17 protein-coding genes are annotated in these 14,072 nt (G+C 71.6%); 9 read left to right on the forward strand and 8 right to left on the reverse strand.

Going from position 1 to position 14,072, the window contains the following annotated elements:
• Positions 1-9: 9 nt before the first annotated feature.
• Entirely contained in the window at positions 10-822 is an 813-nt protein-coding gene (locus tag HED23_RS26170) for a site-2 protease family protein (protein WP_203185834.1), read from the forward strand.
• Here HED23_RS26170 and HED23_RS26175 read toward each other — a convergent pair.
• From HED23_RS26175 to HED23_RS26185, 3 genes are all read right to left on the reverse strand, one after another.
• Complete coding sequence (locus HED23_RS26175) at positions 819-1,007, reverse strand: hypothetical protein (protein ID WP_203185835.1); 189 nt, start codon at positions 1,005-1,007, stop codon at positions 819-821. The genes HED23_RS26170 and HED23_RS26175 overlap by 4 nt on opposite strands.
• Positions 1,008-1,087: 80 nt before the next feature.
• Positions 1,088-1,798 carry an NADPH-dependent F420 reductase gene (npdG, locus tag HED23_RS26180; protein ID WP_203185836.1) on the reverse strand — a complete coding sequence of 237 codons (711 nt, stop codon included), beginning with the start codon at positions 1,796-1,798 and terminating at the stop codon, positions 1,088-1,090.
• 10 nt (positions 1,799-1,808) lie between these two features.
• Entirely contained in the window at positions 1,809-2,144 is a 336-nt protein-coding gene (locus HED23_RS26185) for a hypothetical protein (protein ID WP_203185837.1), read from the reverse strand.
• Between the two features lie 119 nt (positions 2,145-2,263).
• Here HED23_RS26185 and HED23_RS26190 point away from each other — a divergent pair, with 119 nt between their 5' ends.
• A complete protein-coding gene (locus HED23_RS26190) occupies positions 2,264-2,866 on the forward strand; it encodes a hypothetical protein (RefSeq protein ID WP_203185838.1) in 603 nt (200 codons plus the stop codon).
• A gap of 142 nt (positions 2,867-3,008) precedes the next feature.
• On the opposite strand, the gene HED23_RS26195 is transcribed toward HED23_RS26190, so the two are convergent.
• Positions 3,009-3,245, reverse strand: a complete 237-nt coding sequence (locus HED23_RS26195; protein WP_203185839.1) for a hypothetical protein — start codon at positions 3,243-3,245, stop codon at positions 3,009-3,011.
• Positions 3,246-3,303: 58 nt separating this feature from the next.
• On the opposite strand from HED23_RS26195, the gene map reads away from it, so the two are divergent.
• Together map and HED23_RS26205 are read left to right on the forward strand one after the other, a co-directional pair.
• A complete protein-coding gene (gene map, locus HED23_RS26200; RefSeq protein ID WP_203185840.1) occupies positions 3,304-4,161 on the forward strand; it encodes a type I methionyl aminopeptidase in 858 nt (285 codons plus the stop codon).
• A 167-nt stretch (positions 4,162-4,328) separates the two neighbouring features.
• Positions 4,329-4,994 carry a heme oxygenase (biliverdin-producing) gene (locus tag HED23_RS26205; protein WP_203185841.1) on the forward strand — a complete coding sequence of 222 codons (666 nt, stop codon included), beginning with the start codon at positions 4,329-4,331 and terminating at the stop codon, positions 4,992-4,994.
• A 15-nt stretch (positions 4,995-5,009) separates the two neighbouring features.
• Here the strand turns inward: HED23_RS26205 and HED23_RS26210 are convergent, their stop codons facing one another.
• Positions 5,010-5,681, reverse strand: coding sequence for a PhzF family phenazine biosynthesis protein (locus HED23_RS26210; protein ID WP_203185842.1), 672 nt, complete (start codon positions 5,679-5,681; stop codon positions 5,010-5,012).
• Positions 5,682-5,918: 237 nt separating this feature from the next.
• On the opposite strand from HED23_RS26210, the gene HED23_RS26215 reads away from it, so the two are divergent.
• The 3 genes from HED23_RS26215 to HED23_RS26225 all read left to right on the forward strand — a co-directional run bounded on the left by HED23_RS26215 (position 5,919) and on the right by HED23_RS26225 (position 9,128).
• Positions 5,919-7,145 (forward strand): iron chelate uptake ABC transporter family permease subunit, encoded by a 1,227-nt coding sequence (locus HED23_RS26215; protein WP_203185843.1) that lies wholly within the window; start codon positions 5,919-5,921, stop codon positions 7,143-7,145.
• The gene (locus HED23_RS26220; protein WP_203185844.1) at positions 7,142-8,011 is read left to right on the forward strand and encodes a heme ABC transporter ATP-binding protein; all 870 of its coding nucleotides are present in this window, start codon (positions 7,142-7,144) and stop codon (positions 8,009-8,011) included. Before HED23_RS26215 ends, HED23_RS26220 begins: the two co-directional genes overlap by 4 nt.
• A 109-nt stretch (positions 8,012-8,120) precedes the next feature.
• Positions 8,121-9,128, forward strand: a complete 1,008-nt coding sequence (locus tag HED23_RS26225; RefSeq protein ID WP_203185845.1) for a hypothetical protein — start codon at positions 8,121-8,123, stop codon at positions 9,126-9,128.
• A gap of 133 nt (positions 9,129-9,261) precedes the next feature.
• Here HED23_RS26225 and HED23_RS26230 read toward each other — a convergent pair whose 3' ends face one another.
• Positions 9,262-10,005, reverse strand: coding sequence for a bifunctional DNA primase/polymerase (locus tag HED23_RS26230; RefSeq protein ID WP_203185846.1), 744 nt, complete (start codon positions 10,003-10,005; stop codon positions 9,262-9,264).
• Positions 10,006-10,146: 141 nt separating this feature from the next.
• Positions 10,147-10,773 carry a TetR/AcrR family transcriptional regulator gene (locus HED23_RS26235; protein WP_203185847.1) on the reverse strand — a complete coding sequence of 209 codons (627 nt, stop codon included), beginning with the start codon at positions 10,771-10,773 and terminating at the stop codon, positions 10,147-10,149.
• Positions 10,774-10,956: 183 nt separating this feature from the next.
• Here HED23_RS26235 and ddaH point away from each other — a divergent pair, with 183 nt between their 5' ends.
• Positions 10,957-11,871: a dimethylargininase gene (gene ddaH, locus HED23_RS26240; protein ID WP_238442108.1), complete on the forward strand. Its 915-nt coding sequence runs from the start codon at positions 10,957-10,959 to the stop codon at positions 11,869-11,871.
• An 83-nt stretch (positions 11,872-11,954) separates the two neighbouring features.
• On the forward strand, positions 11,955-13,232 hold the full coding sequence (locus HED23_RS26245) for an SGNH/GDSL hydrolase family protein (RefSeq protein WP_203185848.1): 1,278 nt from the start codon (positions 11,955-11,957) through the stop codon (positions 13,230-13,232).
• A gap of 129 nt (positions 13,233-13,361) precedes the next feature.
• Here HED23_RS26245 and HED23_RS26250 read toward each other — a convergent pair whose 3' ends face one another.
• Entirely contained in the window at positions 13,362-13,874 is a 513-nt protein-coding gene (locus HED23_RS26250) for a hypothetical protein (protein ID WP_238442109.1), read from the reverse strand.
• Positions 13,875-14,072: the final 198 nt, after the last annotated feature.

Genomic DNA, 14,072 nt, shown 5'->3' on the forward strand with positions numbered 1-14,072 from the left:
GTGCCGTCGATGACCACCGCGTTCCGCCGCCCCAGCGACCGGCGGGTCAGCCCGATCTTACTCGGCATCGTCGCCGTCATGGCCGTCTCGGGCTGGGCGGTGTGGACGGACTTCGCCGAGCAGACCGGCTCCGCGGTCTTCCTCTTCGTCACCGCCGCCTGGATCGTCTCGCTCTGCCTCCACGAGTACGCCCACGCGCGCACCGCGCTGCACAGCGGCGACATCTCGATCGGGGCGAAGGGCTACCTGACGCTCAACCCCCTCAAGTACACCCACGCCCTGCTGAGCATCGTGCTGCCCGTGCTGTTCGTGATCATGGGCGGCATCGGTCTGCCGGGCGGGGCGGTCTACATCGAGCGGGGCCGCATCAGCGGGCGGTGGAAGCACAGCCTGATCTCGGCGGCCGGCCCCCTGACGAACGTGCTGTTCGCCGTCGTGTGCACGGCACCGTTCTGGCTGGGCGCCCTGGACGGCGTCCCGATGCCCTTCCGGCTCGCGCTGGCGTTCCTGGCGCTGCTCCAGGTGACGGCGGCGATCCTGAACTCCCTGCCGGTCCCGGGCCTCGACGGCTACGGCGTGATCGAGCCGTGGCTGTCGTACAAGGTCCGTCGCCAGGTGGAGCCGTTCGCGCCCTTCGGCCTGATCGCGGTCTTCGCGCTCCTGTGGATCCCGGAGGTCAACGGGGTCTTCTTCGACGCGGTGGACGCGCTGCTGCGGGGCCTGGGCGTCAGCGAGGTCGAGACGTACTGCGGGCTCGACAGCTACCGCTTCTGGCAGGAGTGGTTCGGCGACCAGGACCCGGGCTGTGCGCTGATCGGCTAGCTCGCGGCGGCCTCGGCGCGGGACTCCGCCTTGTGCTTGCGCACGTAGAACCACGCCATGTTCGAGGAGAGGCCGGCCAGCAGCACCCAGACGATCCCGAGGAGGCTGCCCTCGACGAAGGACACCACGGCTGCGGCGACGGCCAGGATGCATACGGCGATGGAGTAGAGAGCGAGGCGGGGCATGAGGGCTGGTGCTCCTGTCCGGGGGTGGTGCGCGGTCCCGTCCAGTGTCCCTCATGCCCGTTTCGGCTCCGGGCACGGGCTCACACGTCGGTGGTGCGCAGCCCCGCGTGTGCCTTGTAGCGGCGGTTGACGGAGATCAGGTTCGCGACCAGAGACTCGACCTGGTGCGCGTTGCGCAGCCGGCCGGCGAAGATGCCGCGCATGCCGGGGATGCGGCCCGCGAGCGCCTGCACGGTGTCGGTGTCGGCGCGCGCCTCGCCGAGCACCAGCACGTCGGTGTCGATCTCCTCGATCGCCTCGTCCTGGAGGAGCACCGCCGACAGGTGGTGGAAGGCCGCGGTGACCCGGGAGCCGGGCAGCAGGGCGGCGGCCTGCTCGGCGGCGCTGCCCTCCTCGGGCTTCAGGGCGTAGGCACCCTTCTTGTCGAAGCCGAGCGGGTTGACACAGTCGACGACGAGCTTTCCGGCCAGCTCCTCCCGCAAGGACTCGAGCGTCTTGGCGTGGCCGTCCCACGGAACGGCGACGATCACGATGTCGCTGCGGCGCGCGCACTCCGCGTTGTCCGCGCCCTCGACGCCGTGGCCCAGTTCGGCGGCGGCGGCCTCGGCGCGGTCCGCGGCTCGCGAGCCGATGACGACCTTCTGTCCGGCACGGGCGAAGCGGTAGGCGAGTCCGCGGCCCTGGGGTCCGGTTCCACCGAGTACGCCCACGGTCAGGCCTGACACGTCGGGGAGGTCCCAGGGGTCCTTGGCGGGGGGCTTGGGGGCGCTGCCACTGTCATTCGTAGTCATGGCGCCGACCCTACTGCGAGGTAGGGAAGGGCACCCTGCTCCGTCGCCGCTCTGCGACATCCGTCACGGCGACGAGGACGACCGCGGCGAGCACCGCCACCGGTCCCACCAGGACCCCGAGGTAGTAGCGGTCGCCGTACACCCCGGCCGACAGGAGCACGGCCGACGTCACGGCGCTCGCCCAGAGGATCAGGCCTCCGATGCCGCGCATCCGCAGCATGCGGGGCGTGGCGCGGCGGCGCGCCCATGCGGCGGCCCGGCCGCGCAGGAGCGCGATCGAGAGCGGCAGGACCAGCAGTGTCCAGCCGGCCGACCAGGCCCAGGTGAAGGCGTTCGCGGTAGTCATGGCGGCATCGTGACCGGGCCGGGAGGGGGACGGCAGTGCCGGGTTCCGGCAGTTCTCGTCCGGGTGGACTGCCGCGTTCGGGCAGCCCCGGGCGGGCATTGGGGGCATGATGCCGGGTCATGGATGCTGTGCGTGTCGCCCTGCTGCGTGACGTGCTCGCCGGGACGGAGTGGCCCTCGGCGGCCCGGGGGTTCGCCCGGGCCCTGCGGTCGTCCGTCGTCCCGCAGGGCGGCGGGCTGCTGCTGGTGGGGACCGAGGTCTACGAGCCGTGGCACATGGCCGCGCACCTGGTGGACGAGTCCACGTGGTCGGGGCTCCCGCAGCTGCGGCCCACGCTCGTACGCCACCGGGTGGAGCCGGACGATCCGGTGCACCTGGCCGTCGGTCTGGGCCGCATCGAGGCGGCCGGACGCGGTGAGACGCTGCTCGTGGTGGCCCCCGAACGACCGGACGGCGGCCTGCTGGAACGGGTGCACGACGCGCGCCGCTCGGGGGCGACCGTACTCACCCTGGACTGCGGCGACCCGGAGGTACGGGGCCTCGCCCACGAGGCGCTCACGGTCTCCGAGGAGGACGAGGTCGACCTGGACACCGTCCAGCACCTGGTCAGCGCGGCAGCGGGGGAGAACGGCGCCCCGTCCCCCCGGGGCCGTCGCACGTTCCGCGACAGGCTCTCCCGCCTGGCCGACCAGCTGACGGCCCCGCCACCGGCCCGCTGGTGACCGGAGAGCGCGCCCGCCCGGAGCTCCGGCGGGCGCGCGCGGACGCGGCGGGCAGTGCCCGCGGTGTCCGCCCGGGCCGACTGACGACGCCACGAGGTGCGGCGCCGGGGCACGCGCGCCCGGCACGATCGGAACGAGACGCCTAGTCCGGCGTCTCGTCCGTCCGCCCGGCCGAGCGGTCGTGCCACTTCGGGTCGTTCTCCCATTCGAGGTTCCGCTCACGCGCCGTGTCCATCGCGCGCTGAGCCTCCCCCGGGGTGGCGTACGGGCCGAACCGGTCCTTCCCGGGGCACTCGGGGCCCTCTTCGACCGATCTGTGCTCCAGGCAGTAGTACCATTCGCCCGGTTTGCCCACCGTGCGCTTCTTGAACAGGGCCATCGCGGGATCCTTTCCTCGTTGCCATGGTGCCCCGAGCGCGCTGGTTAGACTCGCTGACATGTCTGGCCAGTCGCTTCTCGCACCAGGGGAGATCACTCCCGTCCGTTCCGTCCCCGGAAGGATCCGGCGCCCCGAGTACGTGGGGAAGCCCGCTCCCACGCCGTACACCGGGCCGGAGGTCCAGGACTCCGACACCGTGGAGCGCATGCGGATCGCGGGCCGCATCGCGGCGCAGGCGATGGAGGAGGCCGCCAAGCACATCACCCCGGGGGTCACCACCGACGAACTCGACCGGGTCGCCCACGAGTTCATGGTGGACCACGGCGCGTACCCGTCGACCCTCGGTTACCGGGGCTTCCCGAAGTCGCTGTGCACCTCGCTCAACGAGGTCATCTGCCACGGCATCCCGGACTCCACCGTGCTGCGGGACGGCGACATCGTGAACCTCGACGTCACCGCGTACATCGACGGCGTGCACGGGGACAACAACGCCACCTACCTCTGCGGCGACGTCGACGAGGAGTCACGGCTCCTCGTGGAACGCACCCGGGAGTCGCTGAACCGCGCCATCAAGGCGGTGCGGCCGGGGCGGCAGATCAATGTGATCGGGCGCGTCATCGAGTCGTACGCCAAGCGCTTCGGCTACGGGGTGGTGCGGGACTTCACCGGGCACGGGATCAACTCCTCGTTCCACTCCGGCCTGATCATCCCGCACTACGACAGCCCGTCGGCGACGACCGTGATGCAGCCCGGGATGACCTTCACCATCGAGCCGATGCTGACGCTCGGGACCCATGACTACGACATGTGGGACGACGGCTGGACCGTGGTGACGAAGGACCGGAAGCGGACCGCGCAGTTCGAGCACACACTGGTGGTGACCGAGACAGGGGCGGACATCCTGACGCTTCCGTAGGGGCGCCTCCCCCGGACGTTTTTACCGACAGCCGGTCGGGAACCTGTTGACTTAGGTATGCCTAAGTAGGAGGATCATCGCATCGGCGTGCGGCGGCGCGTACAGCTGCTGCCCGTATGTACACATCTGTCCGGACTTCCCGTCCCCTCGGTCCCCGGAGGCCCGCCTTGGACTCGCCCGCCACCACCACGCCCTTCTCGACCCTCATCCGCACCGCCTCGCACGAGCAGCACACCGAGGCGGAGTCGTCGACCTTCATGAGCGACATGCTCGGAGGGCGGCTGGGTGTCGACGCGTACACCCGCTACACGGAGCAGCTGTGGTTCGTCTACCGGGCATTGGAGGACGGCGCGCAGACCCTGCGCGAGGACCCGGTCGCCGGGCCCTTCATACAGCCGGAGCTGATGCGCTCGGCCGAACTGGAGCGCGATCTGACCCACCTGCGGGGCGAGGGGTGGCGCGAAGGGCTGGAGCCCCTGCCCGCGACCGCCGCGTACGCGGCCCGGGTCGCCGAGTGCGCCCGTGAGTGGCCAGCCGGATACATAGCGCACCACTACACCCGTTACCTCGGTGACCTCTCGGGCGGCCAGATCATCCGCGGTACGGCGGAGAAGACCTGGGGCTTCGAGCGCAAGGGCGACGGGGTGCGGTTCTACGTGTTCGAGCAGATCCCCAACCCCGCGGCCTTCAAGCGGGAGTACCGGGAGCTGCTGGACGCGGTGAACGCCGACGACCTGGAGAAGCAGCGCATCGTCGACGAGTGCAAGCGCGCCTTCGCGCTGAACACCGCCGTCTTCCGCGAGCTGGGCGAGGCCTTCCCGCTCAGCGCCTAGCCGGGACGCGCGCCGTCAGGACGCGACCACCAGCAGGACGCGGCCCCCGACCTCCATCGCGCCGTCCGGCGCGGGTGCGGTGAGGATCTGGGAGCCGCGCCCCTGTGTGATGTTGAGGGCGCGGCCGAGCTCCGCGCTCAGCAGCATGGCCGCCGCACCGGTCGCCTCGTCCTCCTCGATGTCGTCGTCGCCCCGGAGGAAGGCCCGTGCCCGCACGCGGCCGGCGGCCTCGTCCTCCCAGGCCCAGACGTAGAGCCAGCCCTCGCCGGGCGGCGGCCCCGCCAGGGCCTCGACCTCCGCGACCGACGCGTACCGCTCCAGCGTCCACGGCGCCGACCATTCCGGGCGGGCCGTGATCCAGGTGAACTCGCCGTCCTGGCGGGCCGTCACATCCCCGACGGGCAGCTCCAGGACCTCGACGTCGAGCAGCCAGGCCGCACCGACGAGTGGATGCCCCGCGAACGGCAGCCGCAGCCCGGGCGTGCGGATGTCGACGGTGCCGCGCTCCGGGTCGTCCACGAAGACCGTCTCGCTGAAGCCGAGCTTCCGCGCCAGTGCCTGCCGGGACTCGTTGCCGGGATACCTGCGCCCGTCGCGCACGACGCCGAGCGGGTTGCCGTGGCGGCCGTCCGGGCCGCAGAACACGCGCAGGACGTCGATGCCGTCGGGTACCTCGAAGTCGTTCACACCCGCATTCAAACACCGGGCGGACCCTCAGGCGCCACCGGCCACGTCGACGGGCCGGCGCTGTCGCCGGGACCTCGATCCACCCCAGGACTGGATGGAGAGGTAAGGCTAACCTAATATTTCTTCAGTCAAGTGTCGGAGCCCCTCCATCACTTCAGCTCCCGTGACAGCTCAGGACGGTGCACCCGTGCGTTTGCCCCAGAACTCCGCCACCGCGGGCCGAGGAGCCGAGAGCAAGTGACGACCGCCTCGTACGACGAATCCACAACGAAGCCCGGGGAAACCACGAAGCCCGGGAACACACCGGAGCCCGGGGACGCCACAGAGACAGGGGACGCCCGGGAGCCCGGGGACACCACGAAGCGCGGGGACGCCCGGGAGCCCCGGGGCGCCGCGGAGGCCGGGCCTTCACCGGAGCCCGGGGGCACCCCGGAGCGGCGCGGCAAGGCGTTCGTCCTCACGGCCGCCCTGTCCGCCGCGCTGCTCGTCGGCTGCCTGCTCTCCGCCGGGCTCGGCGCGTACAGCATTCCGCTCGGCGACGTCCTCTCGTCCGTCCAGCACCGTGTCGGCCTCGGCGGGCAGGCGCTCGACCGGGTCGGCGAGAGCGTCCTGTGGAACGTGCGGCTGCCGAGGGTCGTCCTGGCCCTGCTCGTCGGGTCCTCCCTCGGCTGCGCGGGATCCCTGATGCAGGGGGTGTTCGGCAATCCGCTGGCGGAGCCCGGTGTCATCGGGATCTCCTCGGGTGCGGCGGTCGGGGCGGTCGCCTCGATCGCGTTCGGGCTGACCTTCCTCGGCAACTGGACGATCACCGTCTGCGCGTTCGTCTCCGGTCTCGCCACGGTCCTGCTGGTGTACGCGCTCTCGCGCTCCGGAGGGCGGACGGAGGTGGTGACGCTCATCCTCACCGGTATCGCCGTCAACGCCTTCGCCGGCGCCCTGATCGGCCTGTTCATCTTCTTCGCGGACAACGCGCAGATCACCCAGATCACGTTCTGGCAGCTCGGTTCGCTGTCCCAGGCGACCTGGCCGAAGGTGATGGCCGTGCTGCCGTGCGCGGCACTGGGCCTGCTCGTGGCCCCGTTCTACGCCAGGAAGCTGGATCTGCTCGCGCTCGGCGAGCGGCCCGCCCGGCATCTGGGTGTCGACGTCGAGCGGTTGAGGATCGCGCTCGTCCTCGTGGTGGCGCTGCTGACCGCCGCCGCGGTCGCCGTCGCCGGGATCATCTCCTTCGTGGGGCTGCTCGTTCCGCATCTGCTGCGGATGGCGAACGGACCCGGACACCGCTTCCTCGTCCCCGGCAGCGCGCTCGGCGGCGCGCTCGTGCTGGTGGCGGGCGATCTCGCGGCGCGCACCGTCGCCGCTCCCGCCGAGCTCCCGCTCGGTGTGCTGACCGCCCTCTTCGGCAGTCCGTTCTTCTTCTGGCTGCTGCGCAGGACCCGTCGCAAGCAAGGTGGTTGGGCATGAACCCTTTCAAGGCGCTGCTCGCGCCCCGTGGCCGGGAGCTCCCCTCCCCCGTGCCCCCGGGCTCCGCCGCCGCCGAGGTGGCCGGGGCGGGGGTCCGGCTGGGCGGGCGGCCCGTCCTCGATTCCGTGGACCTGACCGTCCGGGCGGGCGAGGTGCTGGCCCTCGTCGGACCGAACGGAGCCGGGAAGTCGACGCTGCTCGCGGCGCTGGCCGCCGACCTGCCCGTGGACAGCGGCGAGGTACGCGTCGACGGACGGCCGGTGGCCCTCTGGTCCGCACCCGAACTGGCCCTGCGCCGGGCCGTTCTGCCGCAGTCCGCCGCCCTCGCCTTCCCCTTCCCGGTCGAGGACGTCGTCCGGATGGGCCGGGCGCCCTGGGCGGGGACGGCACGGGAGGACGAGGACGACGCCGCGGTCGACGAGGCGATGGCCGCCACGGAGGTCACGGAGTTCGCCGCCCGCCCGTTCTCCGCGCTTTCCGGTGGCGAGCGCGCCCGGGTCGCCCTCGCCCGTGTGCTGGCGCAACGCACCCCTCTGCTGCTCCTGGACGAACCGACGGCCGCGCTGGACCTGCGTCATCAGGAGCTGGTGCTGCGGATCTGCCGCGAACGGGCCGCCGCCGGCGACGCGGTGGTCGTGGTCCTGCACGATCTGGGCCTCGCCGCGGCGTACGCGGACCGGGCCGTGGTCCTGGACCACGGCCGGGTCGCGGCGGCCGGACCGCCCACCGAGGTGTTCACCCGGACGCTGCTCGGCGAGGTGTACCGGCAGCCCGTCGAGGTGTTCCCCCATCCCCGGACAGGGGTGCCGCTGGTCGTACCGCACCGGGCCTCCCGTTCCGGGGCCGGCACGGACAGGCCTTCCTGAAGTCACGGTTGGGCGCTGTATCTCATCCCCCCGCTCACGCGGTTCCCGTCCCCGGTAGGGTTCAGGCGGTCAGTGCGGACGACGGATCAGAAGGCGCAGAAGGCAACGGATGAGAAGGCTGGGTCGACTGGCGGCGGGGCTCGCGACGGCGACGGTACTGGTCGTCACGGCGAGCGGCTGCGTGACGGTGCACGGTGAACTGGAAGTCGTGCCGGGAGCGACGGAGTCCGAGGCCGCGAAGGCCCTGGAGGACTTCACCGTCGCGTACAACAAGGCGGACAAGGCTTACGATCCGACGCTCGACGAGGACCGGGTGACCGGCTCGCTCGGCGCGATCAATCAGGCAGGTCTCGCCGCGCGGCAGAAGAACAGCCCGGAGGGCAACGCGCAGCACCAGCCGCTGGAGCTGACGGACGCCTCTTACGTCATCCCCAAGAAGGCGGGCTGGCCGCGCTGGTTCCTCGCGGACACCGATTCCAATCGCGACCAGGACGGCGGGAAGCAGGACACCCGCTGGCTGCTGGCGTTCGTCCGCACCGGTCCGGACGCGTTGTGGAAGGCTTCCTACCTGGCGGTCGCCTCCTCCGCCGAGGTGCCGAAGTTCCGCGAGGACGCCGACGGCTGGGCACAGCCCGTGCCCTCCGAGGACACGGACGCGGTGCTGGCCACCCCGCCGGCGGACCTCAGCACCGCGTACACGGACTACCTGAGGGACGGTACGCCTGACGTGTTCGCTCCGGGGTCGATGACCTCGGGCTGGCGGGAGGCGCGGAAGAACACCCGCAAGGCGGGCTTCTCCTACCAGTACGTCGACCAGGCGCTGGATTCCGGGTCGTTCGCGCCGCTGGGCCTGACGACGGAGGACGGCGGGGCCCTGGTCTTCTTCAGCAGCAAGCACTTCGAGCGGCAGACGGCGGCCCAGGGCCTGCGGCCGACGGTCACGAAGGATGTGCAGGCGCTGCTGACCGGCGAGGTGAAGAGCACCCTCACCAAGGAGCGGGTCTCCAGCCAGCTGGTCTACGTACCGAAGAAGGGTGCGGGGAGCGCGGAAGGCGCGGAGGGCAGGGTGCGCGTGCTGAACCGGCTGCCCGGTCTGGTCGCGGCGCAGGGTTCCTGACCGCGCGGGCCTCGTCGACCGCGTCGGCCTCAGGGACCGGCAGCGTCCGGCGCGGGCCCCGGTCTGCGGCCGGCCGGCCACCGGGTCGTGGTCGCCCGGCGGCTCGGTGCACGGCCCACCGGACGGTGGCTGCTCAGCGGCTGAGCGGCCAGGCCACCGAATCGTGGTCGAGGTCGCTCGCGTCGGCCGTGTCCGCGTACTGCGCGCAGGCGTCGGTGAGCGTCTCCAGCAGGGTCAGCGGGTCGGGCAGCGGGTTCTCCGGGCCTCGGATCCAGTGCACGTCCAGCTCGCCCGGGAGCCTCGCGGGCGGCACGAGGACGTAGCTGCCCCGGCAGTGCCAGCGGAGACCCGGGTGCTCGTCCATGGTCTCGGGGTGGCAGTCCAGCTCGCACGGCCACCACTCGTCCTCGTCCTCGGGGGTGCCGCGGGTGGCGGTGAAGAAGAGCATCCGGTCGGTGCCGGACCGGGCCACGGGCCCGACGTCGATGCCCGCCGCGGTGAGCCGCTCCAGGGCGGCCTGCCCGGCCGTGAGGGGGACGTCGAGGACGTCGTGGATCGTGCCCGTCGCGGTGATGAAGTTGGCCAGCGGCTGGTTGGCCGCCCAGCGCTCGATCTGGGCGCGGTCCGTCGTGGACTGCGTCTGCCAGGCGAAGGAGAGGGGGTGCCGCGCGGGGGTGGGACAGCCGATGCGTTCGCACGAACACTGGTAACCGGACGGGTGCGCGGCGGGTGAGATCGGCATTCCTGCCTCGGCGACGGCCAGGAGCAGCGCCAGCCGCGCCGCGTGGTCGGCCTCCGGCTGTGTCTTCGGCCGCCTGCGCAGCCACTGGGAAATCCTGCCCTCTGTGCCGCGATAGCGGCCGGAATCGGCGCCCATCTATCCCCTCACCTCAGCGGTTGTACCTCCATGGTCGCACCATCCTGCTCCTCGGGTGGCCAGAGTCCCGAAGCGGGGTGCTCGGGCGGTCGCGCACGGGTCGGCACGCTCATACGGAATGTCATGAAATGCGCACACGGCTCACGGCTGGACCAGGAGCCCGCGCAGGGCGTGGTCGACGACCGCGTCCGCGTAGGCGTGGGTGAGCGGAAGCGTTCTCAGTAGCCAGCGGTGGGTGAGCGGGGCGATCAGGAGCTCCAGCGCGATGCGCGGATCGACGTCCGCGCGCACCTCTCCGGCCGCCTGCGCCGCACGCAGACGTGTGACATACAACTGAAGCTGGGGTTCGAGCAGACTCTCGACGAATTGAGCCCCCAGCACCGGATCGATGATGCCCTCGGCGGCAAGCGCCCGGGTGGGAGCCTCCGCCACGGGGTCGTTCAGTTCGTCGACCGTCGCCCGCAGGACGAGCTTGAGGTCGGCCGCCAGGTCCCCGGTGTCCGGGATCCCGTGCTCCCCGCCGCCGGCGGCGTCCGCCTCCGCCGCCTGCCGGGCCCCCATGTCGAGGAACGCGTCCATGAGCACGGCCGCCTTCGACGGCCACCACCGGTAGATCGTCTGCTTGCCGACCCCGGCCCGGGCGGCGATACCCTCGATCGTCGTCTTCGCGTAGCCCACCTCGCCGACGAGTGCGAGCGCCGCGTCGTGGATCGCGCGGCGGGAGCGGTCGCTCCGGCGGCTGGAGTCAGGGGTCCTGTGAGGTGACATCCGGCCAGCCTACGGCTCACGACCCGAAACGTATCGTCTTGCCCATGGTCCGGTCGTCCCGCGCGAACCACCCGAACGGATCACAGCGCGACGGCCCGGCGCGGCGCACCATGAAGGCACGCACACACCCCGTGCGCATCCCACCGTTCCGCGGCCGCGGCCGCCGTTCGCGAGGAGCCTGCATTGACCCGTGACGCCACCCCCCGTCGCTACCTGATGTGCGCCCCGGCCCACTTCCAGGTCACCTACTCCATCAACCCGTGGATGGACCCGTCCAAACCCGTCGACCTGCCGCTGGCCACGACCCAGTGGGAGGACCTGCGCGACCGCTACAGGTCGCTCGGCCACACGGTGGAGCTCCTCACCCCCCGCCCCGACCTGCCGGACATGGTGTTCGCCGCCAACGGGGCCACCGTGATCGACGGCCGGGTGCTCGGCGCCCTGTTCGCCTACCGCGAGCGGTACGCGGAGGCCGAGGCGCACCGGGAGTGGTTCCGGGCCAACGGCTTCACCGAGATCCACGAGCCGGCCCATGTCAACGAAGGCGAGGGCGACTTCGCCGTGACCGCCTCGTACGTGCTGGCCGGGCGGGGCTTCAGGTCCAGTCCGCTCTCCCACGACGAGGCCCAGGAGTTCTTCGGGCGCCCGGTGATCGGCCTCGACCTGGTGGACCCGCGCTACTACCACCTGGACACCGCGCTGTGCGTGCTCGACGACGCGGCCGACGAGATCATGTACTACCCCGGGGCCTTCTCGCCGGGCAGCCGGTCCGTGCTGTCCCGGCTCTTCCCCGACGCGCTGCTGGCACAGGAGGCGGACGCCGCGTCGCTGGGCCTCAACGCGGTCAGCGACGGACGCCACGTGGTGCTCCCGCAGGCCGCCGTGGGGCTCTTCGACCCCCTGCGGGACCGGGGCTTCGACCCGGTACCCATGGATCTGGGCGAGCTGCTCAAGGGCGGCGGCAGCGTGAAGTGCTGCACCCAGGAGCTACGGGCCGGAGCCCGGCCGGGCCCCGCTCCGGGAGGTGGTGAGGCCCGCCGCCTCCCTCGCCGCCGCCTTCCGACCGCTGCCTCCCGGAGCACCGAGCCGATCGACTAAACGGATCCACGGTTCCCTTAACCCCACTCCCCTGATAGGGTCTGCCTCACCTTAACAGCACGCCAGACCCATTAGGAGTAGACGTGGACCTCGCCCGCGTACGCCGCATCGCCGTTCCTCTCGCCGCCGGATCCCTCGCCGTCGGCATCCTCGCCGGCCCGGGCGAGGCCGCCCCGGTCCCCTGGACCGCGGCGTGGGGAGCCTCCCCCCAGTCACCCAGCACCGGCTTCACACCCAACTGGTCCCAGGAGGGTTTCTCCGGCCAGTCCGTGCGCCAGGTCGTCCGTGTCACCGAGGGCGGGAAGCTGGCCCGGATCCGGCTCTCCAACACCTACGGCACCTCTCCGCTGCACATCACCGGCGCGACGATCGCCCGGACCGCCCGGGGCGCGGCCGTCGAGAAGGGCTCTGTCCGGCGCCTCACCTTCGACGGCAGGCAGTCCGCGCGGATACGGGCTCACGGCGAACTGCGCAGCGACGCGGTCGGCATGGACCTGGAGAAGCTGGAGTCGGTCACGGTCACCCTCTTCCTCGCGGGGACGACGGGCCCCGCCACCTTCCACGCGCAGGGCTGGACCGACACCTACCGGGCGGAGGGCGACCACAGGACCGACACGGCCGGCACCGCGTACACCAGCAGGACCCGGTCCTGGTACTACCTCTCGGGCGTCGAGGTCGGCGGGGCGGAGCAAGGGCCCTACGGACCGGGAGCCGGGAAGCCGGGCGACGGCATCGTCGTGTTCGGGGACTCCGTCACCGACGGCTTCGGCTCCACGCCCAACACCGACCGGCGCTACTCCGACGTCCTGGCCGAGCTGACCGGGCGGCCCGTCGTCAACCAGGGCATCGGCGGCAACCTCCTGCTCAACGACTCGGCCTGGTACGGCGAACGGGCCACCGCCCGCTTCGGACGCGACGTCCTGGACCAGCCGGGCGCCTCCACGGTCGTCGTCCTCGTGGGGCTCAACGACATCGGCTTCAGCGAGGCCGCGAAGGGACCGAACCCGCCCGTCACGTACCGGCCCGCCCCCGTGGTCACGTCCGCCGAGATCGTCGCCGGGTACCGCGAGCTGATCGCCGCCGCGCACGACAAGGGTCTGGAGGCCGTCGGGGCGACCCTGCTGCCGCTCAAGGGCTCCGACCACTGGGGCCCGCACGCGGCACGGGTCAGCAACGAGGTCAACGACTGGATCCGGCGCTCCGGGGAGTTCGACGCGTACGCCGACTTCGACAAGGCACTCGCCTCCCCGTCGGACCCGGACCGCCTCGATCCCGCGTACGACCACGGGGACGCGCTGCACCCGAACGACGCCGGGTACCGGGTGATGGCCGAGGAGGTGGCCAAGGTCCTCGGCAGGTGACGCCGGGGAGCTTGCGGCACCGGCGGACGGCCACCGTCCACCCGGCGCCGGCCGGGACCGCCACACCCCCGGCCCGGCCGGCCCACCACCAGCCGTCACCCGGACACGGGGGGCGAACCCCGACGGGAGTCAGCCCGTCACGCGGATCTCGACGACCGTGGTGGGCGCCTCCCTGTTGCCCTCACCGACCAGCTTGTAGCCGTCCTGGGGGAGGTCGACGCTCTGCGTCTCGCCCTCGGCGGTGAGTTCGGCGCTGATCGGGTGGGTGGAGGTCTCCAGGGCCCACACGTCGGGCGCCTCAAGGGAGAGCTGTCCGGTGGATCCCTTGGCCTGGAAGCAGAAATCACCCTTACGGGACCAAAGCTTGATCTGGTCGGCAGTGGCGCCGCACTCGGCAAGGAGGATGTGACCGTCCCCGCTGATCAGCTTGATGCCCTTTTCCGCGAGGATCCGATCAGCGCCGGGGTAACGGAAATCCTCGACCGCGGAAGGCGGAATCTCATCGTCCATGGCAACCGAGGAAGCAGCGCGGGCGGGACCGGCCGAATCCTCCGGCTGCACCGCGACGGCGATTCCACCGGCGAAGGCACCCAGAATGCCCAGCACGCCGGTCACAACGAGTTTGCGTGCACGTAATTCCACGCGTCTCCGCCTTTCAAGGAAGGCCGGGAGAGGCCGCTCCATCGACTGTAGTTGCACTGGTCAGTGGCACCCGCAACCTATCACCCTCCCTCAGCGGCAAGGAAGTTGTTTCCGGATGACCTCCGGCAGCCGGATGAGGCCTTTTGCCCGGTAAGACCCCCTGAATGAAATGTTCCGGATAGCTGCGGGCGCTCCGCC

It is taken from the genome of Streptomyces pratensis, from assembly GCF_016804005.1.
GTDB lineage: Bacteria > Actinomycetota > Actinomycetes > Streptomycetales > Streptomycetaceae > Streptomyces > Streptomyces pratensis_A.

Excerpts from the sequence above, each read along its gene's own strand:
- HED23_RS26170 (WP_203185834.1), top strand. The coding sequence starts at position 10 with ATGACCACCGCGTTCCGCCGCCCCAGCGACCGGCGGGTCAGCCCGATC.
- HED23_RS26175 (WP_203185835.1), bottom strand. The coding sequence starts at position 1,007 with ATGCCCCGCCTCGCTCTCTACTCCATCGCCGTATGCATCCTGGCCGTC.
- npdG (WP_203185836.1), bottom strand. The coding sequence starts at position 1,798 with ATGACTACGAATGACAGTGGCAGCGCCCCCAAGCCCCCCGCCAAGGAC.
- HED23_RS26185 (WP_203185837.1), bottom strand. The coding sequence starts at position 2,144 with ATGACTACCGCGAACGCCTTCACCTGGGCCTGGTCGGCCGGCTGGACA.
- HED23_RS26190 (WP_203185838.1), top strand. The coding sequence starts at position 2,264 with ATGGATGCTGTGCGTGTCGCCCTGCTGCGTGACGTGCTCGCCGGGACG.
- HED23_RS26195 (WP_203185839.1), bottom strand. The coding sequence starts at position 3,245 with ATGGCCCTGTTCAAGAAGCGCACGGTGGGCAAACCGGGCGAATGGTAC.
- map (WP_203185840.1), top strand. The coding sequence starts at position 3,304 with ATGTCTGGCCAGTCGCTTCTCGCACCAGGGGAGATCACTCCCGTCCGT.
- HED23_RS26220 (WP_203185844.1), top strand. The coding sequence starts at position 7,142 with ATGAACCCTTTCAAGGCGCTGCTCGCGCCCCGTGGCCGGGAGCTCCCC.
- HED23_RS26225 (WP_203185845.1), top strand. The coding sequence starts at position 8,121 with ATGAGAAGGCTGGGTCGACTGGCGGCGGGGCTCGCGACGGCGACGGTA.
- HED23_RS26230 (WP_203185846.1), bottom strand. The coding sequence starts at position 10,005 with ATGGGCGCCGATTCCGGCCGCTATCGCGGCACAGAGGGCAGGATTTCC.
- HED23_RS26235 (WP_203185847.1), bottom strand. The coding sequence starts at position 10,773 with ATGTCACCTCACAGGACCCCTGACTCCAGCCGCCGGAGCGACCGCTCC.